19 protein-coding genes are annotated in these 19,837 nt (G+C 40.6%); 7 read left to right on the top strand and 12 right to left on the bottom strand.

Annotated features, from left to right (window positions below; translation table 11 throughout):
* Positions 1–3: 3 nt before the first annotated feature.
* The 3 genes from L6475_RS06355 to L6475_RS06365 are packed head-to-tail and all read left to right on the top strand — an operon-like array spanning position 4 to position 2,062.
* Entirely contained in the window at positions 4–438 is a 435-nt protein-coding gene (locus L6475_RS06355; RefSeq protein ID WP_237823724.1) for a hypothetical protein, read from the top strand.
* Positions 435–1,559 carry a glycosyltransferase family 2 protein gene (locus L6475_RS06360; RefSeq protein WP_237823727.1) on the top strand — a complete coding sequence of 375 codons (1,125 nt, stop codon included), beginning with the start codon at positions 435–437 and terminating at the stop codon, positions 1,557–1,559. The genes L6475_RS06355 and L6475_RS06360 overlap by 4 nt, the downstream gene beginning before the upstream one ends.
* A complete protein-coding gene (locus tag L6475_RS06365; RefSeq protein WP_237823730.1) occupies positions 1,559–2,062 on the top strand; it encodes a GNAT family N-acetyltransferase in 504 nt (167 codons plus the stop codon). The genes L6475_RS06360 and L6475_RS06365 overlap by 1 nt, the downstream gene beginning before the upstream one ends.
* Before the next feature lie 38 nt (positions 2,063–2,100).
* Here L6475_RS06365 and L6475_RS06370 read toward each other — a convergent pair whose 3' ends face one another.
* On the bottom strand, positions 2,101–4,509 hold the full coding sequence (locus L6475_RS06370; RefSeq protein ID WP_237823733.1) for a TonB-dependent receptor: 2,409 nt from the start codon (positions 4,507–4,509) through the stop codon (positions 2,101–2,103).
* Between the two features lie 157 nt (positions 4,510–4,666).
* Between L6475_RS06370 and leuB the strand changes: the two genes are divergently transcribed.
* Positions 4,667–5,728, top strand: coding sequence for a 3-isopropylmalate dehydrogenase (gene leuB / locus L6475_RS06375; protein ID WP_237823736.1), 1,062 nt, complete (start codon positions 4,667–4,669; stop codon positions 5,726–5,728).
* A 22-nt stretch (positions 5,729–5,750) separates the two neighbouring features.
* Here leuB and nth read toward each other — a convergent pair whose 3' ends face one another.
* The 11 genes from nth to purU form a co-directional block, all read right to left on the bottom strand.
* A complete protein-coding gene (gene nth / locus L6475_RS06380; protein ID WP_237823739.1) occupies positions 5,751–6,389 on the bottom strand; it encodes an endonuclease III in 639 nt (212 codons plus the stop codon).
* A 46-nt stretch (positions 6,390–6,435) separates the two neighbouring features.
* Complete coding sequence (locus tag L6475_RS06385) at positions 6,436–8,400, bottom strand: fructose-1,6-bisphosphatase (RefSeq protein WP_237823740.1); 1,965 nt, start codon at positions 8,398–8,400, stop codon at positions 6,436–6,438.
* Between the two features lie 24 nt (positions 8,401–8,424).
* Complete coding sequence (locus L6475_RS06390; protein WP_237823743.1) at positions 8,425–9,456, bottom strand: glycosyltransferase; 1,032 nt, start codon at positions 9,454–9,456, stop codon at positions 8,425–8,427.
* Between the two features lie 44 nt (positions 9,457–9,500).
* Positions 9,501–10,661, bottom strand: coding sequence for a diaminopimelate decarboxylase (gene lysA / locus L6475_RS06395; RefSeq protein ID WP_237823745.1), 1,161 nt, complete (start codon positions 10,659–10,661; stop codon positions 9,501–9,503).
* A gap of 28 nt (positions 10,662–10,689) precedes the next feature.
* Complete coding sequence (locus L6475_RS06400; RefSeq protein ID WP_237823747.1) at positions 10,690–12,009, bottom strand: aspartate kinase; 1,320 nt, start codon at positions 12,007–12,009, stop codon at positions 10,690–10,692.
* 46 nt (positions 12,010–12,055) lie between these two features.
* Positions 12,056–12,757: a cell division ATP-binding protein FtsE gene (locus L6475_RS06405; protein ID WP_237823749.1), complete on the bottom strand. Its 702-nt coding sequence runs from the start codon at positions 12,755–12,757 to the stop codon at positions 12,056–12,058.
* 15 nt (positions 12,758–12,772) lie between these two features.
* Complete coding sequence (gene hisIE, locus L6475_RS06410) at positions 12,773–13,420, bottom strand: bifunctional phosphoribosyl-AMP cyclohydrolase/phosphoribosyl-ATP diphosphatase HisIE (RefSeq protein ID WP_237823751.1); 648 nt, start codon at positions 13,418–13,420, stop codon at positions 12,773–12,775.
* 147 nt (positions 13,421–13,567) lie between these two features.
* On the bottom strand, positions 13,568–14,326 hold the full coding sequence (gene hisF / locus L6475_RS06415) for an imidazole glycerol phosphate synthase subunit HisF (RefSeq protein WP_237823753.1): 759 nt from the start codon (positions 14,324–14,326) through the stop codon (positions 13,568–13,570).
* Entirely contained in the window at positions 14,305–15,036 is a 732-nt protein-coding gene (hisA, locus tag L6475_RS06420; protein ID WP_237823756.1) for a 1-(5-phosphoribosyl)-5-[(5-phosphoribosylamino)methylideneamino]imidazole-4-carboxamide isomerase, read from the bottom strand. The genes hisF and hisA overlap by 22 nt, the downstream gene beginning before the upstream one ends.
* A complete protein-coding gene (gene hisH, locus L6475_RS06425) occupies positions 15,033–15,620 on the bottom strand; it encodes an imidazole glycerol phosphate synthase subunit HisH (RefSeq protein WP_237823758.1) in 588 nt (195 codons plus the stop codon). The genes hisA and hisH overlap by 4 nt, the downstream gene beginning before the upstream one ends.
* 8 nt (positions 15,621–15,628) lie before the next feature.
* Positions 15,629–16,492, bottom strand: coding sequence for a formyltetrahydrofolate deformylase (gene purU, locus L6475_RS06430; protein WP_237823760.1), 864 nt, complete (start codon positions 16,490–16,492; stop codon positions 15,629–15,631).
* Between the two features lie 152 nt (positions 16,493–16,644).
* Between purU and L6475_RS06435 the strand changes: the two genes are divergently transcribed.
* Genes L6475_RS06435 through L6475_RS06445 form a run of 3 tightly spaced genes read left to right on the top strand, consistent with a single transcriptional unit; the run spans position 16,645 to position 19,703 of the window.
* Positions 16,645–17,073: an AraC family transcriptional regulator gene (locus L6475_RS06435; protein ID WP_237823762.1), complete on the top strand. Its 429-nt coding sequence runs from the start codon at positions 16,645–16,647 to the stop codon at positions 17,071–17,073.
* An 11-nt stretch (positions 17,074–17,084) separates the two neighbouring features.
* Positions 17,085–19,046, top strand: a complete 1,962-nt coding sequence (locus tag L6475_RS06440; RefSeq protein ID WP_237823765.1) for a dipeptidyl peptidase 3 — start codon at positions 17,085–17,087, stop codon at positions 19,044–19,046.
* Between the two features lie 33 nt (positions 19,047–19,079).
* Positions 19,080–19,703, top strand: a complete 624-nt coding sequence (locus tag L6475_RS06445; RefSeq protein WP_237823769.1) for a DNA alkylation repair protein — start codon at positions 19,080–19,082, stop codon at positions 19,701–19,703.
* Positions 19,704–19,837: the final 134 nt, after the last annotated feature.

The following is a 19,837-nucleotide window of genomic DNA, read 5'->3' on the forward strand; positions in this document are numbered from 1 at the left end:
ACTATGAACCAGATAATCAAACAATTAAAATTACTGTTTTACCTGATAGTGGGAGTCAGCCTGCTACTCATGGCTGTTGTTGAATTCCTCCTTCTTGATATATCAGGTGGATTGTTCGCTGATGACAAACAATTTGAGTTCGTTTATCAGTCTTTCATGATCTTACTGACCCTTGGAGGTATTTATGTAGTTCTTAGGCTTTTCAAATTTGAAGGAATAAAGAAAAGAATACAAGAGCACCAACTGACAGCCTATAGTCGCTGGAGTCTTATCCGTATGTTGGTTCTTGAGGGTATTGCCATACTTAATATTGGAGGCTATTTTCTCTTTGTGAATTCATCCTTTGTGTATCTATGGCTCATCATTATGCTTTCTTTTTCCTTCCTATATCCAACAAGGGAGCGTCTTATAAACGAAACGGGTATTGACGAAAAATGAAACTGAGTGTTATTATAGTCAATTATAACGTGCGCTATTATGTAGAACAATGCATCAATAGCGTTTTCAGGGCTACGAAAGGTATAGATACAGAAGTATTTGTATTCGACAACCATTCGAGGGATAATAGTATTGAGTTTCTTCGTAGGCGATTCGGAAAACGTATTCATCTGATAGAGAGCAACCATAATCTGGGGTTTGCTCGTGCCAACAATAAAGCCATCCAGCAGTCAACAGGCGAATATATCCTTTTATTGAATCCCGATACAATTGTGGGTGAGGATAGCATCAGTCAGGTTATCGACTTTATGGAATCTCATCCAAATGCAGGAGGAGTGGGAGTGATGATGCACAATCCTAATGGTACTATTGCCAAAGAATCTCGGCGCGGTATTCCTACACCCTTTGTTTCGCTGTTGAAAATGCTTGGTTTTTCCAAACGTTATTATATGAGTCATTTGTCATGGGATGTTCCTGGCAAGATAGAGGTAATAAGTGGTGCTTTCTGCATGACACGACGTTCAGTGCTTAACACGATTGGCCTTCTTGACAAAGACTTCTTTATGTATGGCGAAGATATAGATCTTTCTTACCGTATCATTGAAGGCGGATATGAAAATTGGTATGTGCCGGCTCATATTCTTCATTATAAAGGCGAGTCAACCCAAAAGTCGTCTTATCGGTATGTCCATGTATTCTATCAGGCCATGCTGATCTTCTTCCGTAAACATTTCGGGCATTTGTCGTTTATCATTTCTCTGCCCATCAAGACTGCTATTTATCTGCGTGCCTTTATGGCCCTCATCAATATGCAGTACACCCGAATGCAGCATTCATTGGGATTAGGGGTAAGGCACGATGCCAATATGCAATATAGTTTTGTAGGTTCTGCTCCTATGTTGGAAGAGTGTCGCCAACTGTCATTGCGAAAAGGACTGGATGCCTCTTTTTCTGATAGTTTAAGTCAGGTGGAACCCTGCAATATTTTGGTGTTTGATACCGATATGTTCAGTTATGAGAGTATTCTCGCTTATAGCCGTGACCATGCTGGACATTTCCAAATAGGTACTTTTAATCGTAAGAATCGAATTCTGATCACTCCAAACGAGATTATTAAATAATGAGCCGAGTTACACTTAGGGCAATGGAGCCTGAAGATTTGGACTTGTTGTATCGTATAGAAAACGATAACAGTCTTTGGAATGTGGGGATTACGAATGTTCCCTATTCCCGTTATATTCTTCGTGATTTTATTGCTTCTTCTACAGGTGATATCTATAAGGATGGGCAAGTTCGACTCATCATAGAGAATAGTGAGCGTGAGGTAGTTGGTATTGCTGATCTTGTGAATTTTGACGCCCGTAACTGTCGGGCTGAGGTGGGAATCGTCATTGAATGTCAGCACCGGCGTAAAGGTTATGCTGCCGAAGCTCTCTCTCTGATGGCTGATTATTCCCGCAAAGTGCTTCATCTTCACCAGCTTTATGCGATTGTCTCCAAGGATAACTTTGCCTCAATAGCTCTTTTCAGTAAGGCCGGATATCAGGTGACTGCCGAAATGAAGGATTGGCTCTATACCGGTAAGGAGTATATTTCTGCACAATTACTCCAAATGACTCTATAGTGATGGAGCTCTCTTGGGGGTAACAGTTTGTATTTTCTTCAGAATTCAACGATTACTTTACCGTTTATTTGTCGTCCGGTTAAGTAATTAGGTACCGCCCATTGGCGATTCATAACGTCTGTTACCCAATAGTAGGAGTTCACGTTTGAGATACCAAACAGATTCAGACAATCAAGCCCCACCCACACATTTTTCAACGTATAGGTAGTAGGATGATTGTTTTTATATGCCAAATAGCTCATTCCAATATCTGCGCGCTTATAGGCTGGAGCCCGGAAATTCTGACCTTCCAGACCTCTATGCGGAGCTCCAAAAGGAAGTCCGTCTGCATAAGCTAAGCGAAGTGTCATCTTCCAATTGTCTGTTCCTGGAAAGAAATCCGTGAAATGGAAATTAATTGCATAGCGCTGGTCTGTAGGCATTGATACCCAGGTGTTATTGAATTTCTGTTGGGTGCGCATCAATGAGAAAGTGATCCAAGAGTCGGTACCAGGGACAAACTCACCAAACAGTTTTAAATCAAGTCCTGTAGCATAACCTGAAGTAAGGTTTTCACCATAATAGGTCACTTTAACGTTCTGGACATTGTATGGAATGAGATTTGAGAGTGCTTTATAATATGCTTCAGCAGTAAATTTGAATGGACGGTCCATCATCTGGAAACGGTAGTCAAAAGCTGCTATGAATTGTAATGAACGTGGGCTTTTAATCTTTGAATTAAGTGTTGCCTCGGTCATGTTGTTTGTCAATAGAGTGGTGGTGTCACGCAGTTCTTTGTAGAATGGCGCTTGATAGTAAAGACCTGTGGCCAGTCGGAAAGTAACGTCATTGTTCCATGCGGGAACAATGGCTAAGGATGCGCGTGGAGACAGAGTCGTTTCACCGTTAAACGACCAGTGACTGAAACGAACGCCGTATGTTAAAGTATAGAATGTCTGCCTTTCGTCGTCATTGTCACTTTCTCCTGTATGCCATCGCCATGTGTCTTGAATGTATCCCTCATATCGTCGGCTCTTCATGTCATTTTTAGAGACCAGCGTGTATATGAGATCCAAACGGTTATCACTGTGAGGTACTGAATATCCACTTGAGTCACGCATCTCCCATTCACGATTCTGCTCTTTGATATGTTCCCATTTCATGGTGAGCCCGCTTTCAATTTCGTGTTGGCGTAGCTTCTTTTCAAACAATAGCTTAATGCTTTGGACGTTGGCGGTCAGATAGTTACGGGCATGCTCCATATATGTGCCAACACCTAAATTCTCTGATGATTGCGCATCATCCAGCCAATATTGGCCCTGAATATCGTAGCACTCCTGTTCCTTTGTATGGAAGGCTGACCACAGAAAACGAATATGAGTAGAGTCTCCTATATGGCGCGAAATGCTTGCGGTACCAAAGAGTGTGCGGAATATATCTTTTTCCTGTCCGTCAAAATAAACTTTAAACGATTTGGCAGCTTCCATCGTTCCAAAACTTGTTTCGCGATCTGTAGGCGAGAAATTGTAATGGTTTTCTGATATGTTGCCAATGAAATTGAATGTCCAACGTTTGTTGGGTTCGTAGATGATGTTGGTTTGATAGTCAAGAAAATTGGGTTTATATTCGCCCTTCGTATCAAGTGAGCCTAAAAGGTAGCGATTCGTTTTATATCGGAGTCCATGGCTCATACTGAATTTCTTGGTACTCATACCTACATAGGCAGATGCTCCAAGAAGTGAAGCCATGGCTGTGGCTTCAAAAGATTTGGGACGTTTATAAGTAATGTCGAGTGCAGACGACATCTTGTCACCATACTTGGCAGAAAAGCCTCCACTTGAAAAACCTACTTTTTCTACCATATCAGGATTGATGACAGAAAGTCCTTCCTGTTGTCCGCTACGAATCAGCAGTGGACGGTAAACTTCCACATTATTTATATATACAGAATTTTCATCAAACGAACCGCCGCGTACGTTATATTGCGATGATAATTCATTGTGTGTAGATACTCCGGCCTGCTGCTGTACTAACTCCTCAATAGCATTTCCACTGGCTGAAGGGACAGACTTGATGTCTTTTAAATCCAGTTGTTCAGTTTGAGAAGTCTGACGGCGCCTTTTATTTACTACGACTTCGCCAAGTTCGTCAAGAGGATCCAACGATAATTGTAATGTTTGTGTGGTACGTGGACGTCTCAATACGCGAGTACGTGTTTTGTATCCAACCATAGAGAAACGTATTACAACTGAATCTTCTGACTGTAGCTGAAGAGAGTATTCGCCTTTCAGGTTTGTCATTGTTACTTTCCCCTGTTCAGCACAGCTCACTGTTGCAAGTTCAAGGGCGTTGCCATCCTCGTCTTTAACCGTACCTTTAACAGTAAACAATTGTGCAATAGCCATGTTGCCTGTCAGAATCCAGACAAGCATAAGGAGAATGTAGCGATATAAAAACCTTTGTTTCATCCTTATTTAAACGTTTTTAAAGACCGTTTTATTTTGGAATGGGTCAAAATAATTCTATCGAATAGCTTTTTTACGAAAACAAAGCTCTATTTATTTACTTTTTTGTAACTTTGCAGCTGTTTTGGTAACAGATTGTTTGAAAAATATTAAGAAAACTATGAAATTAAAAATTGCCATACTTCCAGGTGACGGAATTGGACCTGAGATAATGACTCAAGGAGTTGCTGTGCTAAATGCTATAGCTGACCGTTTCGGGCATGAGTTTGAATACAACGAAGCTATTTGCGGTGCTCACGCTATTGATGCAGTAGGTGATCCGTATCCTGATGCAACGCATGAGATTTGCATGAATTCGGATGCTGTACTGTTTGCTGCAGTAGGCGACTTGCGTTTTGACAATAATCCTACGGCAAAAGTGCGTCCTGAACAGGGGTTGCTGGCAATGCGCAAGAAGTTAGGTCTTTTTGCGAATGTACGCCCTGTGGCAACGTTTGACTGCTTGCTGCATAAGTCTCCCTTGAAAGACGAACTGCTCCGTGGTGCTGATTTCGTAGTTTTGCGTGAACTCACCGGTGGAATGTATTTTGGCGAGAAATATCAAGATGATTTTAAAGCTTATGATACTGATATCTATACCCGTCCAGAAATAGAACGAATCCTTAAGTTGGCTTTCGAGATGGCTCAGAAGCGCAAGAAACATCTTACTGTTGTCGATAAAGCAAATGTTCTTGCTTCAAGTCGTTTATGGCGCCAGATTGCAAAGGAAATGGAACCCGATTATCCAGATGTGACAACAGACTATATGTTTATTGATAATGCATCAATGCGTGTACTCACTGAACCGACATTCTTTGATGTGATTGTTACAGAGAATACTTTTGGAGATATCCTTACTGACGAAACTTCTTGTATTACCGGTTCAATGGGGCTTCAACCTTCATCGTCGTTAGGTGAACATACTCCACTGTTCGAACCTGTTCATGGTTCATGGCCACAGGCTGCAAACAAGAATCTGGCAAACCCTGTAGCACAGATTCTATCAGCTGCAATGTTGCTTGAACATTTTGGTCTTAACGCCGAGGGAGCACTGATTCGTAAGGCTGTCGATGCTTCTTTGGAATCAAATGTCCGTACACCTGAAATTCAAGTTGAAGGTGGTGCTCATTATGGAACGAAAGAAGTAGGTCAGTGGATTGTTGATTATATCAGAAATGCTTGAATTTGAATTATAGCTTCAGGGCTTATTCAGATATAAGTTTAGGACAAATGGTATCAAATGGGCATTTCTCGCAATGAGGCTTCCTTGCTGTACAAACATAACGTCCGTGTAGTAGCAGCCAATGGTGAGCACGAGCGCGTAAATGCTCAGGTACATTTTTTACTAATTGTTGCTCAACTTTATAGGGAGTATTATCGCTTTTTGATACGAGTCCTAATCGGTGGCTCACTCTAAAAACATGAGTATCAACAGCCATAGTGGCTTGTCCAAATGCAACGGCTTGAATGACATTGGCTGTTTTTCTTCCTACACCAGGTAGGGTTAATAGTGCATCGAAAGAAGATGGAACATCACCACCATAGTCAGCTACTAAACGCCGTGAAAGTTCTGCAAGGTGTTGAGCTTTTGCATTTGGATAGGACACACTTTTAATATATTCATATATTTCATCTGAATCCACCTTACTCATAGCAAGAGCATCCGGAAAACGCCTAAACAGTTCAGGCGTAACCTGATTGATACGTTTATCTGTACATTGGGCACTTAGCACTACGGCTACAAGTAGTTGAAATACATTGCCGAATTCAAGTTCGGTGTTAACTTCAGGCATTTCCTTCTGGAAATGATCTAGTATCTTTTCATAGCGTTGTTTGCGAGTCATTTCAAGATTTCTTTATGGGATACTTTGTAAAGGAATTGTAAGCTTGTTAGTTTCTTCTTTCCTTAATTATGCCATGCCGGTAGGCATAGAGCAAAAGTTTCAAATCTTCTATCTGTTCACGGAGTTCGGCACCTTTGTCAGTATCAGCAACTAACATGCGGTGGGTTGACATCTCAACAATCTGTGTGGTAGATTTAATATCTTTTCCGCGTTCAATAGCATCTCGAGTGCTAGTAAAAGGTTCGTGCTGAACAAGTTGGAATCCACGGCTATGATAGACAAGTGTATAACCAGCAATACCAGTTTCAGAATGATAGGCTTCAGAAAAACCTCCATCAATAACCATTAGGCGTCCGCCTGCTTTGATGGGATTCTCACCTTTTGAAGCATGCACAGGAACGTGACCGTTTATAATGTGACGATTATCACCAACAATGCCAAATGCATCAAGAATACGGTCGCATACTTCTGCTGAATCGCGAAGAAGAAAATAGTAGCCTTTATCCTCTTTGTAAGTATCCTTGTCGCTGAGAAAATATCGTTCGAATGTTGCCATCTTTGATTTGTCGAATAGGGGAGAGTCTTTTCCACACCACAAATATAGAAAATAATCTTTGGCATATTGCTTGGTTTCGTCAGGCGTGTCGTTTTGAAATGCAGCGCGCACTAATTGACCAATAAAAGACATCAGTTCACGGCCGGCATATTTTTCTCCCATTATTTCTACATCTTTTAGTGTGCCATCGGCATTCAGAGGTATAGAAGCATGGAAAAGTAGGTTTTGATTGCAGATATTATACATGCAACCATGACTAAGTATTGTACGAATATGCTTTCTTAATTTCTCACTAATCCTGAATGAGTGATGCAGCTTTTTCATGAGAAGTGTTTCTTCTGGAGTAAGAGCTGAAGGATCTGCAGGATCTATAGTTGGGAAATTGCATGAATTCATAGGGTAACTTTTGCCATCGATGGTACATGTTCCTTTCTCAAAGTCAATATGTTCAAGCAAACAGCGGTCTTCCATTTTCCATTCTTTGCGACGATGAAAAATAGCAGCCTCTTGTTTGAACTGGATAATGGATATGGCTTTGTGCATCTTGGCAATGAGTTGCTTGTTTTTCTCGTCAATTTTCGAGTCTTTTAGAAGAATGGGGATAAATTCGGTACATGGATCATTTCCATAAGTGTCAAGAGCAAATGTAGCTAAAGGCACAAGATTAATGCCATACCCTTCCTCTAAAGTTACAAGATTAGCATAGCGAAGTGACAGACGAAGAACATTACAGATGCAAGCATCGTTACCAGCTGAAGCCCCCATCCATAATACATCGTGGTTTCCCCACTGAATATCCCAAGAGTGATATTGTCGCAAAGTGTCTAAGATAATATGTGCTCCTGGCCCTCGATCATAGATGTCACCAAGAATATGTAGCTGGTCAATAGCTAAACGATGAATTACTTTACATATAGCGATAATGAAATCATCAGCCCTACCGGTGGTTATAATGGTATCGACAATTACTGCTACGTAAGCTGCTTTATCTTGATCATCGCTGCGTTCGTGAAGCAGCTCTTCAATAATATATGAGAATTCTTCAGGTAAAGACTTGCGGACTTTCGAACGCGTATATTTTGAAGACATTTCTCTACATACCTTAACCAGTTGATGAATGGTGATGCGATACCAGTCGTCAATGTCTTGTTCTACCGCTCTTATTAGCTCGAGTTTTTGTTCCGGATAATATATTAGGGTGCATAGTTCTTTCTTCTCGCTATCACGGATAGTGTTGCCAAATATCTCGCCGACCTTTCGCTTGATGTTACCTGACGCATTCTTCAATATGTGAATGAATGCCTCATGCTCACCATGAATGTCTGCAAGAAAATGTTCCGTTCCTTTAGGTAAGTTAAGGATAGCTTCAAGATTGATGATTTCAGCAGCAGCATCTGCAACTGTTGGAAAAGTATTGGATAGCAGATTAAGGTAGCGTTCTTCGTTTGTGCTCATAGTTCAAGGATTGTAAGTAATTGGTTAAATTTCTAAATGTTTTGTTATTTGTTCGCGTATTTTGCGCGTAATAGAATTCTCTGTTGGCTGACATGGCATAAATCCTTCATCCAGTCCTGTCTGTTCTTGAACAACAGGAAGTATTGCTTGCAGGAAAACGTCTAATTTCTCAGCGCTTAGTTGTTGCATTAGTATATCATCTTCTACATCATCACGCCGTAAAGCTTGGTTAAGTTCGACAAGTGGTAGAAGTGATAGCTGATGCTGTTGAAACAATTCATAAATGTTGTTTATGATGTCAACCAATGGTATTGTACCCATCGGTTTAGGTTTTTTATAGAGCGTCGGTAAGTAAATGGGAGAACTTTCTATAGCAGGTATGTTGATACGTAGCACAAATAGTCCTTGTTGTACATATGATGCTATACCTTCCTGATGTGCATAGATTAGAAGATGATGCCAATTTACCGAGGATGATTCGAATGGTTTCACCCAACGCTCATCTTGCGTGATGGCTGCCTTAATGAGCGTTCGAAGAGCATTGCGAGTATTAGTGTCCATTAGCTCTAACACGTTAGAATCCATCACCTGACGATATATTATCTGATGACTATTTACCAAATTGTCTGTGGTCGTGGTTCGAGTGATGATAGGATTTGCAACAGTTTCTATGCGTGTGTTCCAATTCAGCTTACGTAGGTTTTCAGCTTCCATAGGACTTCTTGCAATAATTGTATATGCATGAGATACGAGTTGCTGGAGTTTTCTAAGATAGAGCGATTTAGTGGTTTTAGCACCATCTATTTCCCATGGCTGTAACTGTCCATGAGGCGTTAGTACAATACGAATACCTTGGAGACGCGCCCATAAGCAGGCGTTCGTTATATCCTCATTCAGACAGCCATGTTGATGAACAATAACTGGATGTTGTTCAGTACATAGCTGCCTGAGTGCTTTAGGATCATCTGTTTGAAGTGCTTCATCATTACCTACAAGCATACTTACATACTGTACGATTGAAGGTGATTTAGGAGGATAAATATGAAGCACTTTCATAAGAAATACTTTTATGAGTTAATTTAATACTTTGTCAAGACCTATTATAATAGTTCATCGCTAGTATATCCCATTGGCAACTGTCGGCAATTGTAGCCTGAAGCCATAATCTCACCATATGCTCCAGTAGAACGGATGGCCAGATAATCACCACGATGAGTTGTATTCAAATCTATTTGTTTGGCAAAGACATCTGTTGACTCACAAATGGGGCCTACGACATCGTACGTTTCATTAACATCATCGCTCGAGATGTTCTCAATCTTATGATATGCTTGATAAAGAGCAGGACGAATAAGGTCGGTAAAACCAGCGTCAACAATAGCGAACTGCTTTTGAGCGCCCTTCTTAATATATAAGGTACGCGTAATAAGTGAGCCACATTGTGCCACAACAGCACGGCCTAACTCAAAATGGAGTGTTTGACCAGGACGCAGTTTGAGCTTTTTGGCATAAGTGTCGAAATAGGCTTTGAAGTCGGGTATAGGAACTCTATTTGGATGCTGATAGTCAATACCAAGCCCACCGCCCACGTTGATATGTTCTACACGAATATGATGACTTTCCAATTGTGTCTGCAGTTCATTGATGCGATTACAAAGTGCCTGGAAATCACCCATGTCGAGAATTTGTGAGCCTATATGGAAATGTAGTCCCACAAACTTTACATGTTCCATCTGTGAAGCCAATTCGATAACTGTCTCCATGTCACGCATGGCAATGCCAAACTTGTTTTCTGCAAGGCCTGTAGTGATGTTGGCATGTGTATGAGCACCAACATTAGGATTCAGACGGAAAGCTATGCGAGCAACCTTACCTTTCTGACCGGCAAGTTCATTAATGATCTCCAACTCGGGAATACTTTCGACATTGAAGCAGAAAATATCATTATCGAGTCCAAGATTAATTTCCCAGTCGCTTTTACCTACGCCAGCATAAACGATCTTGTCGTTTGAGAAACCGGCTTTCAATGCTGCCTCAACTTCTCCGCCACTTACGCAGTCGGCACCAAGACCAGCTTCGCGGATATAGCGAAGAATTTTGGGGTTAGCATTAGCCTTAATGGCATAATGAACAATAAAGCCTTCATGCTTGCTGGCTTCATCATTGATGGCACGGAGTGTTGTGCGCAACAACTCCGTGTCATAATAATAGAAGGGGGTTCGCAATTTTGCAAACTTATTCAAAGGAAATACACCTTTCATCTGTGTTATGTTTGTGTTGTTTGTTTATTTAATTGTTGAATAGGGTGTCACTCAGCATTTGTAGAGCACGCTTCTTGTCTTCCTCACGAATCAGGAATGAGATGTTATAGTTAGAACCGCCATAGCTGATCATGCGAACAGGAATACTCTTCATTGCTTCGAGTACACGTGTTTCAAAGCCAATATTTGACCAATCAAGGTCGCCTACTACGCATATTATACACATTCCGGTATCTACTGTGACTGTACCGTACTTTTTCAATTCATCCACAATTTCGCCGAGATGGGCCGAGTTGTCGATAGACATTGAAACGCCAACTTCAGATGTACATACCATATCAATAGGAGTCTGATAGCTTTCAAAAATTTCGAAAACTTTACGTAAGAAGCCTGTGGCAAGAAGCATTCGACTTGACTTGATTTTGATGGCAATGATATTATCTTTAGCAGCCACAGCTTTGATCTTTCCATATTCGGTAGTGTTGCTGATGGTTGTTCCTTCTGCTTCAGGATCCATTGTGTTCAGTAAGCGGACAGGAATACCTGCATATTTAGCAGGTTGAACGCAAGTTGGATGCAGAATTTTTGCTCCAAAATAAGCTAACTCGGCAGCTTCCTCAAAGTGCAGCTGATGTACAGGTGATGTTTTATCAACTACGCGAGGGTCGTTGTTGTGCATACCGTCGATGTCTGTCCATATTTGAATTTCTTCGGCATTAATGGCTGCGCCAATGAGTGATGCTGTATAGTCACTACCTCCACGCTGCAGATTATCTATCTCACCATATGCATTACGGCAGATGAATCCTTGAGTGATGTACACCTGGTGTTGTCCTTCCTTTTCAAGAATAGCGGTAAGTTTCTCCTTAATATAAATAGGATCAGGTTCGGCATTCTTGTCGGTACGCATAAAGTCGAGTGCATTGAGTAATACCGCATCGATGCCTTGTTGGCGCATATAGTTGACAACCATATTGGTTGACATCATTTCGCCTTGAGCAACAATACTTTTTTCCTCGAAACTTGTAAAAAGTTCTTTGGTAAACGAACGCAGATATTGGAACTCCTCACGCAAAAAATCAGCAGTCTGCTGCTTAATTTCCTCTACCGTGTATAGTTCATCCAAATGACGCTGATATTTCTGCTCCAAGCGATTGATTACTTCATTTGCGCCATCTGCATTTTTCTTGTAAAGATAATCAGAAATCTCTACCAAAGAGTTCGTTGTGCCCGACATGGCCGAGAGGACCACGAATACAGGCTGTCCAGACTTGGTGACTAATTGAGTCACTTCTTGCATTCTTTGTGGCGAACCTACTGAAGTTCCGCCAAATTTCATTACTTTCATAGTCTATTATATTTTTATGTTATTTACTGATTCTATTTTTATAAAATTAGTCTTCCTCAGCAATTATCATGTTGTTGTAATCGCCAGTTACTTCTTCAACCTTTCCGTTTTGACATTTATAGACAATTCCAGGATATTTGTCGAGTAGTGGAATGTTATGAGTGGTCATGATAACAGCTGTTCCTGATTGTGAAATCTCACGAAGAAGTTCCATAATGTTTGTGGCAGTCTCTGGGTCGAGATTACCAGTTGGCTCGTCTGCCACAATCATCTTAGGACTGTTCAATAAGGCGCGTGCAATTGCCACACGCTGTTGCTCGCCTCCAGATAGTTCGTGAGGAAGACAGAGCATTTTGTCTTTCATGTCAACTAAGGTCAGTACCTCTTCAATACGGTCATCAACCTCACTCTTTTTCCATCCCGTAGCTCTAAGAACAAAACGTAGGTTCTTATATACAGTCCGGTCGGCCAGTAACTGAAAGTCTTGAAACACAATACCCATCTGTCTTCGTAATGTGGGAATATCTCTGCGCCTCAGCGTTTTCAGGTTCGTACCTAATACTGTGGCCTCGTCCGCTTCATCAACGTCAAGTTCAAAGTAGATAGTTTTGAGAAGAGATGATTTTCCTGAACCAACACGGCCAATAAGATAGACAAATTCACCTTCATCGACCTTGAAGTTAACATCTCTTAGAACTGTTGATCCGTCTTGCTGACAAATAGTAGCATTCTTATATTCTACTAACATATTGCTTCTTTTTATTTATTCCATAGTTCCTTCGGCCTTTGCTTTGCGACGTTGAGCATCCCATGAAGGATCGTGACGTCGGTGAAGTTCTTCGGCAAGGTCTTCAATGCGCAGTCCTTTGCTGGTGAGTAGTACGATGAGATGGTAGAGCATGTCAGAGGCTTCGTAAACGAGGTGCTCTTTGGTGCCGTTTGTTGCTTCAATTACGGTCTCAAGTGCTTCCTCACCAACTTTCTGTGCCATCTTGTTCACACCATCTTTGAACAATTTAGTAGTGTAGCTTCCCTCAGGCATTTGTTCATGACGCTTTTCGATAAAATCTTGTAGTTCTGAGAGAAAAGCGATATTATTGTCGTTATTATCTTCACCCCAACACGTATCGGTTCCTGTGTGGCATGTAGGTCCGTGAGGAATGGCTTTAACAAGGAGCGTGTCATTATCGCAATCAACCTTTATACTCACTAAATCAAGAAAATTGCCAGACGTTTCACCCTTGGTCCACAGACATTGACGGCTACGGCTCCAAAAAGTCACCTTTTTTGTGTCTAGTGTTTTTTGGAAGGCCTCTTCATTCATGTATCCCAGCATGAGTACATTTTTAGTATTTGCGTCTTGGATAATGGCAGGGACAAGACCGCCGCATTTGTTGAAATCTATGTTCATTTTCTTTATCTGTTACTTGTAAATGAATGATATGCTATTTAATAAGAATACTACAACTTCTGGCCATTACAATTAATACTTTAAGTATTTGATTAGAATACTCTCAGTATTTCATTGAAACAACCGGAGCGTTTGGCTAAAACGTTTTTAAACTCTAATGTCAACTCCTTCATTACGAAGATACATTTTCAGTTCAGGTATAGGAATCTCACCAAAGTGGAAAACACTGGCGGCAAGGGCTGCATCTGCATGACCGATTTTAAAAGCATCAAGAAAATGCTCTTTTTTTCCGGCTCCGCCACTGGCAATAATGGGTATAGAAAGCGAGTCGGCCAATTGGGCTAGTGCCTCGTTGGCATATCCGTTCTTTACGCCGTCATGATCCATACTTGTAAAAAGAATCTCACCTGCTCCTCGTTCTTGTGCCTCGTGTGCCCATTCGAATAGGCCACGTTCGGTTCGCTCACGCCCACCTTTCAGATAGCAATGCCAGCCATCTTCATCGAAGCGAGCGTCTATAGCGCAGACACATACCTGACTACCAAAGCGTTCTGAAATTTGTTCTATTAGTTCTGGATGACGAATCGCTGCGCTGTTTACACTTACTTTGTCTGCACCTGCATATAAAAGACGCTCAACATCTGATAATTCGTTGATACCTCCACCTACGGTGAAAGGGATATTGATTTCCTTTGCCACGCGGGTTACCATATCAGTAAATGTTTTACGTCCTTCAAATGATGCTGTGATATCTAAAAATACCAATTCGTCTGCCCCTGCCTTACTATATGCTTTGCCAAGTTCAACGGGATCACCTGCACTACGCAGGCCTACAAAATTCACACCTTTTACTGTTTCTCCGTTCTTAACGTCCAAACAAGGAATTATGCGTCGTGCCAGTGCCATAGTTCGCTTAAATTAATTCGTCCTTCATAAATGGCTTTTCCAAATACTACGGCAGGAATACCTGCTGCATCGAGTGACTCTATATCTGCCTGAGAACTTACGCCACCGCTGGCTATTAAGTGCAACTGGGGATAGGCTCGCATCACTTCTGTATAGAGCTGAATGGCCGGACCGCTAAGGGTTCCGTCTTTCGAAATTTCTGTGCAGAGCACATTCTTAACGCCCATCGAAATGTATTTCTCAAGAAAGGGTAGGAGGGCTTCGTTAGAATCCTCTTTCCATCCGTTGATACTGATGACCCCGTTTCGTACATCAGCTCCTAAAATAATTCGCTCAGGTCCATATTTATTTATCCATTCTTCAAGCAGATGAGGATAGGTTACCGCTACAGATCCAACCGTTACCATTGAAGCACCGGCACCAAAAGCTTTCGCCAAATCGTCCTCAGTTTTGATTCCACCACCAAAATCAACAATGAGATTCGTATTTGATGTGATTTCGGATAATACTCGATCGTTTACTATATGCTTTGACTTGGCACCATCCAAATCGACTACATGCAAGCGCTTGAACCCTAAATCTTCAAACTCCTTTGCTACATCTGCGGGAGAGTTCCTGTAAACGGTCTTCTGATCATAGTCGCCTTTGGTTAGGCGTACACACTGACCGTCTATTATATCAATTGCGGGTATAAGTTCTATTTGTTTCATAATGAAAGAAAGTTCTTTAGAATCTGTTCGCCCACACTACCACTCTTTTCTGGATGAAATTGAGTAGCATAGAAATTGTCTTTGTGTAAGGCAGCACTATAAGGATGAATATAGTCTGCTGTGGCAATGGTTTCTTCGCAAAGAGGTACATAATAACTGTGAACGAAGTAAACATAATTACCTTCTATACCTTTCATTAATGGCGACGTAGTGTTAAATAGTCGATTCCATCCCATGCAAGGAACTTTATCTTCATGACGAATGGGGCAGAATCGCTTCACCTCAGCATTGAATATACCTATACAGTCGACATCTCCTTCCTCAGAATGCTTGCAAAGAAGCTGTTGACCTACACAGATTCCCAATACAGGCTGCTTTAGTGAACAGATTACTTCGTCTAATTTGCGCGCCTTCAGATATTCCATAGCGCCACGTGCTTCACCTTGACCGGGAAATAATACACGGTCTGCTTTCTGTAGGGCTTCGGCATCATCTGTTAGTATTGGATCAATCCCCAATCGACTGAGGGCATTGACAACAGAATAGATATTGCCGGCATTGTATTTTACAATAGCTACGTTCATAACTATACTTAGCTGAAGATAATCGTTTTGTTCTTGTAAGTAAGAATCTTGCGCTGAATATGCTTTGCCACTGCATGTGAAAGCACAATCTTTTCCAAATCTTTTCCTTTGAGTACTAAGCTCTCAGGAGTGTCCTTATGTGTAATACGAGTGACGTCTTGTTCTATTATTGGGCCTGCATCCAACTCTGCTGTAACATAGTGACTGGTAGCACCAATAATCTTTACGCCTCTTTCCCATGCTTGATGATAAGGCTTAGCACCGATAAAGGCTGGAAGAAAAGAATGGTGAATATTGATAATGTGATGAGGGTAGGCTGCAATCATCTCGTCACTGATAATCTGCATGTAACGTGCTAAAACAATAAAGGAAATATCTTCATTCTTTAACAGCTCCATCTCAGCTCTCTCAACTTCAGCTTTGTTGGAATGGTCTTTCTTAATACTCCATACATAATAAGGAATACCAAACTGTTCGGCTACATAGCGAAGGTCTTCATGGTTGGATACAATACATGGTATGTCAACATCGAATTCGCCTGCTTTCCATCGTGCCAGCAAGTCATAAAGGCAATGACTCATCTTACTAACAAATATGGCCATTCGTGGACGCTTGTCGCTATAGTATAGACTGAATTTCATTTTGTAGCGCTGCGCGTAAAGCGTTGTAATATACTCGTAAAGCTTTTCGCGAGGAATAAGAAAACCCTCCAGTTCCCATTCGATACGCATGAAAAACATTCCGTCGAGTTTGTCGACATACTGGTCAAGATAGACAATGTTACCCTTATTGTCTGTGATAAATTTTGTCACTTCCGAAATGATCCCCTGTTGGTCAGGGCAGTGCAGAAGCAAGATAGCGGTTGGTTTCATTATATATACATTATTATATAAGTCCGTTTTGAGCTGCAAAGGTACATAAATTCATTTTAAATCGTAAACTTTTTTTTGAATAATCGTTCTTATTTTGCTGATTTTTTGCCGTTTTTCAGTACCTTTGCATTGTAATTCAATAAAAATACTAAATGACTGTTGATAAAATAGATATTCAAGAGGGTAGGGAGTCGTCTTACCGTCGTTTGGTGAGACCGCGCATGATGGACGAATTGAAAAAAGGTATTTTGCGGCAAATTGCAGTAAAAAGAAAATATAGGAACCCTAATTATAACGCTCGGAAATTGGCAGAAGATTTGCAGACGAATGTTCGTTATATTTCGGCTGTGGTGCGTGTGCAGTTTCATATGAATTACTCGTCATTTGTTAATAAGTATCGCGTAGAGGAAGCAAAGTCTATACTTGCGGATCAACGTTATTTTGATTTGAAATTGGAAGATGTCGGTGATATGGTAGGGTTCGCTCATCGTCAGTCTTTTTATGCTGCCTTTCAAAAATACACAGGTATGACTCCAAAAGCCTACCGTAATCATTATTTGGATAACGAAAATCAGATATAATATTTAAAGATATGACAATTGATAATTTTAGATATGTTGATGAGCGATTTGCTGATTTGCAAATGCTTCGCTATAGGCTTAATGGTTTTGAGAAACTTACGATTGATGAGAAAAAGTATATATACTGTCTAGCTAAGGCATCACTTTTTGGGCGAGATATAACATTTGATCAGTTTGGTGCCTATAATTTGCGCATTCGTAAAGTACTCGAGCTTATCTATACCGATGCTTCAATTGATCATGATACTGAGGAGTTCAGACAGCTGGAAATTTACTTGAAACGATTATGGTTTTCTAATGGTATTTATCATCATTATGGAAGCTTGAAATTCGTTCCAGGGTTTTCAAAGGGTTACTTTAGTAAATGTTTGTATTGCGTTGATCCTAAAAGACTTCCTTTGTCAGACAAACAAACTGTTAAAGCTTTACTTGAAGAGCTGATTCCTGTGATTTTTGATAAAGATTATCTGTCCAAACGGGTAAATAAAACGGATGGAGAAGATTTGGTTAAAACATCAGCATGTCACTTCTATGAAGGCGTAACTCAACAAGAGGCTGAAGATTTTTACAATACACAAAAAAGTTCATACATAAATGAGCCCGAGCCTCCTTCTTTCGGTTTGAATAGTACCTTGGTGAAATCGGAAGATGGAACTTTGTATGAAGATGTTTGGAGTATTAAAGGCCGTTATGGAAAAGCGCTTTCTCAGATTGTGTTTTGGTTGAATAATGCTAAGCAATATGCAAATTCTGATGAGCAAAAGAGTATTATTTCTAGTTTAGTTAGTTACTATGAAACAGGTGACTTACAATATTTCAATGACTATTGTAAGAAATGGGTGTCGTGTTTAGACGGAAAAGTCGATTTTATCAATGGCTTCATTGAAGTATATGGTGATCCTTTAGGATTAAAGGGTACTTGGGAAGGACTCGTAGAATATGTTGATGAGGAAGCTACTCGTCGTACTCAACTCATTAGCGATAATGCCCAGTGGTTTGAAGATAATTCACCAGTTGAGAGTCGTTTCCGTAAAAAGGTTGTTAAGGGCGTTTCTGCAAAAGTGATTTGTGCAGCTATGTTAGGTGGAGATGAATATCCATCAACGGCTATTGGCATAAATTTGCCTAATGCTGACTGGATACGTGCTGAATACGGCTCAAAGAGTATTACAATTTCTAATATCACAGATGCTTACACTAAAGCCGCTAAAGGAAATGGCTTTCGCGAGGAGTTTGTGATTGACAGCGATACATTAAGTATGATAGAGCATTATGCTGATACGCTGGACAATCTTCATACCGACCTACATGAATGTTTGGGGCATGGTAGTGGTCAATTGCTTCAAGGTGTAGATCCTGACGCTTTGAAAGCATATGGAAATACAATAGAGGAAGCACGTGCAGATTTGTTCGGATTATACTATATAGCTGATCAGAAAATGGTTGAGCTTGGACTCGTTCCGAATTCCGAAGCTTACAAAGCTCAGTACTACACCTATATGATGAATGGTTTAATCACTCAGTTAGTTAGAATTGAACGCGGTTGTAATATTGAAGAAGCCCATATGCTGAATCGGGCATTAATAGCTCATTGGTGTCTTGAAAATGGAACTGCGATGAGACTTGTAAAGAAAGCAGGGAATACTTATTTGGAGATAAGTGATTATTGCCAATTGAGAGAGTTGATTGCAAAACTATTAGCTGAGGTACAACGAATAAAAAGTGAAGGCGACTTTATGGCTGCTCGTCAGTTGGTGGAACAATATGCTGTTAAAGTTGATGCAGATCTACATGATGAAGTTTTGCATCGCTATGAAAAATTAAATTTAGCTCCATATAAAGGCTTCTTGAATCCGATGCTTCTACCGCAATATGACGCTAGGGGCGAAATAGTCGATATCGTTCCTTACTATGGTGAAAGTCTTGCTCAGCAAATGCTGCGTTATAGCTCCGAATATGGGACTTTGATATAAGTTAATGACACATTGACTAAAATGTGAGAAATAATGGATAAAGATATACACAAGGAAGTACAAGAAATTAAGCGTTCGTTTCGGCTGATTATGGATGGGGTTATGGCCTCATCTATGCGTAGTAAAGGTTTGCAATATAAATTAAATTGGGGTGCAACCCTTCCGCGATTGCGTGAGATGGCCAGTCAGATCGGTCCGAATTATTCACTGGCTATTGAGTTGTGGAAAGAAGATGTCCGTGAGTGTAAAATTTTGGCAACGATGCTGATGCCGCCAAAAGAAATGCTTCCGGAGGTAGTTGATATTTGGATGGAGCAGACAACTACGCTTGAAATAGCCGAACAGGCTGCATTTAATCTTTATCAGTATCTTGATTATGCTTCCATAAAAGCATATCAGTGGCTGTCGTCTCCTGACGTCTTAACTCAAGTATGTGGCTATCATGTGATTTCTCGCTTGTTTATGAGAAAATACGAGCCTAACGAACGTGATATTAACGAGTTTATAGATCAAGCTCTTGTCGCTTTGATGTCTTCTGAACCACCACTTCAAAAAGCCGCTATGCAAAGTGTTATTCGCTTTTCTCAATTAGGTCTTGTGTATAAGCGTATAGCGCAATCAGCATTGTCAAGAATAGGGCTCGATTTTCTGTCTTGATTTGCATAATAAAGGTTAAAAATAGAAAGAAAATACCTAAAACACTTTGCTGGTATTATAAATATTAGTACTTTTGCACGTGTGTTTTTCATGGTATTAGATTATTAAGGTTAATTTTGGAAATTAAATTGTCG

Origin of the sequence: Prevotella sp. E9-3, from assembly GCF_022024015.1 — a bacterium.
In the GTDB taxonomy this organism is placed as follows: Bacteria; Bacteroidota; Bacteroidia; order Bacteroidales; family Bacteroidaceae; genus Prevotella.

Excerpts from the sequence above, each read along its gene's own strand:
- L6475_RS06435 (WP_237823762.1), top strand. The coding sequence starts at position 16,645 with ATGACTGTTGATAAAATAGATATTCAAGAGGGTAGGGAGTCGTCTTAC.
- L6475_RS06445 (WP_237823769.1), top strand. The coding sequence starts at position 19,080 with ATGGATAAAGATATACACAAGGAAGTACAAGAAATTAAGCGTTCGTTT.
- L6475_RS06440 (WP_237823765.1), top strand. The coding sequence starts at position 17,085 with ATGACAATTGATAATTTTAGATATGTTGATGAGCGATTTGCTGATTTG.
- purU (WP_237823760.1), bottom strand. The coding sequence starts at position 16,492 with ATGAAACCAACCGCTATCTTGCTTCTGCACTGCCCTGACCAACAGGGG.
- L6475_RS06390 (WP_237823743.1), bottom strand. The coding sequence starts at position 9,456 with ATGAAAGTGCTTCATATTTATCCTCCTAAATCACCTTCAATCGTACAG.
- L6475_RS06400 (WP_237823747.1), bottom strand. The coding sequence starts at position 12,009 with ATGAAAGTAATGAAATTTGGCGGAACTTCAGTAGGTTCGCCACAAAGA.
- L6475_RS06355 (WP_237823724.1), top strand. The coding sequence starts at position 4 with ATGAACCAGATAATCAAACAATTAAAATTACTGTTTTACCTGATAGTG.
- L6475_RS06365 (WP_237823730.1), top strand. The coding sequence starts at position 1,559 with ATGAGCCGAGTTACACTTAGGGCAATGGAGCCTGAAGATTTGGACTTG.
- hisH (WP_237823758.1), bottom strand. The coding sequence starts at position 15,620 with ATGAACGTAGCTATTGTAAAATACAATGCCGGCAATATCTATTCTGTT.
- L6475_RS06370 (WP_237823733.1), bottom strand. The coding sequence starts at position 4,509 with ATGAAACAAAGGTTTTTATATCGCTACATTCTCCTTATGCTTGTCTGG.
- leuB (WP_237823736.1), top strand. The coding sequence starts at position 4,667 with ATGAAATTAAAAATTGCCATACTTCCAGGTGACGGAATTGGACCTGAG.
- L6475_RS06360 (WP_237823727.1), top strand. The coding sequence starts at position 435 with ATGAAACTGAGTGTTATTATAGTCAATTATAACGTGCGCTATTATGTA.
- L6475_RS06385 (WP_237823740.1), bottom strand. The coding sequence starts at position 8,400 with ATGAGCACAAACGAAGAACGCTACCTTAATCTGCTATCCAATACTTTT.
- L6475_RS06405 (WP_237823749.1), bottom strand. The coding sequence starts at position 12,757 with ATGTTAGTAGAATATAAGAATGCTACTATTTGTCAGCAAGACGGATCA.
- hisF (WP_237823753.1), bottom strand. The coding sequence starts at position 14,326 with ATGGCACTGGCACGACGCATAATTCCTTGTTTGGACGTTAAGAACGGA.
- nth (WP_237823739.1), bottom strand. The coding sequence starts at position 6,389 with ATGACTCGCAAACAACGCTATGAAAAGATACTAGATCATTTCCAGAAG.
- lysA (WP_237823745.1), bottom strand. The coding sequence starts at position 10,661 with ATGAAAGGTGTATTTCCTTTGAATAAGTTTGCAAAATTGCGAACCCCC.
- hisIE (WP_237823751.1), bottom strand. The coding sequence starts at position 13,420 with ATGAACATAGATTTCAACAAATGCGGCGGTCTTGTCCCTGCCATTATC.
- hisA (WP_237823756.1), bottom strand. The coding sequence starts at position 15,036 with ATGAAACAAATAGAACTTATACCCGCAATTGATATAATAGACGGTCAG.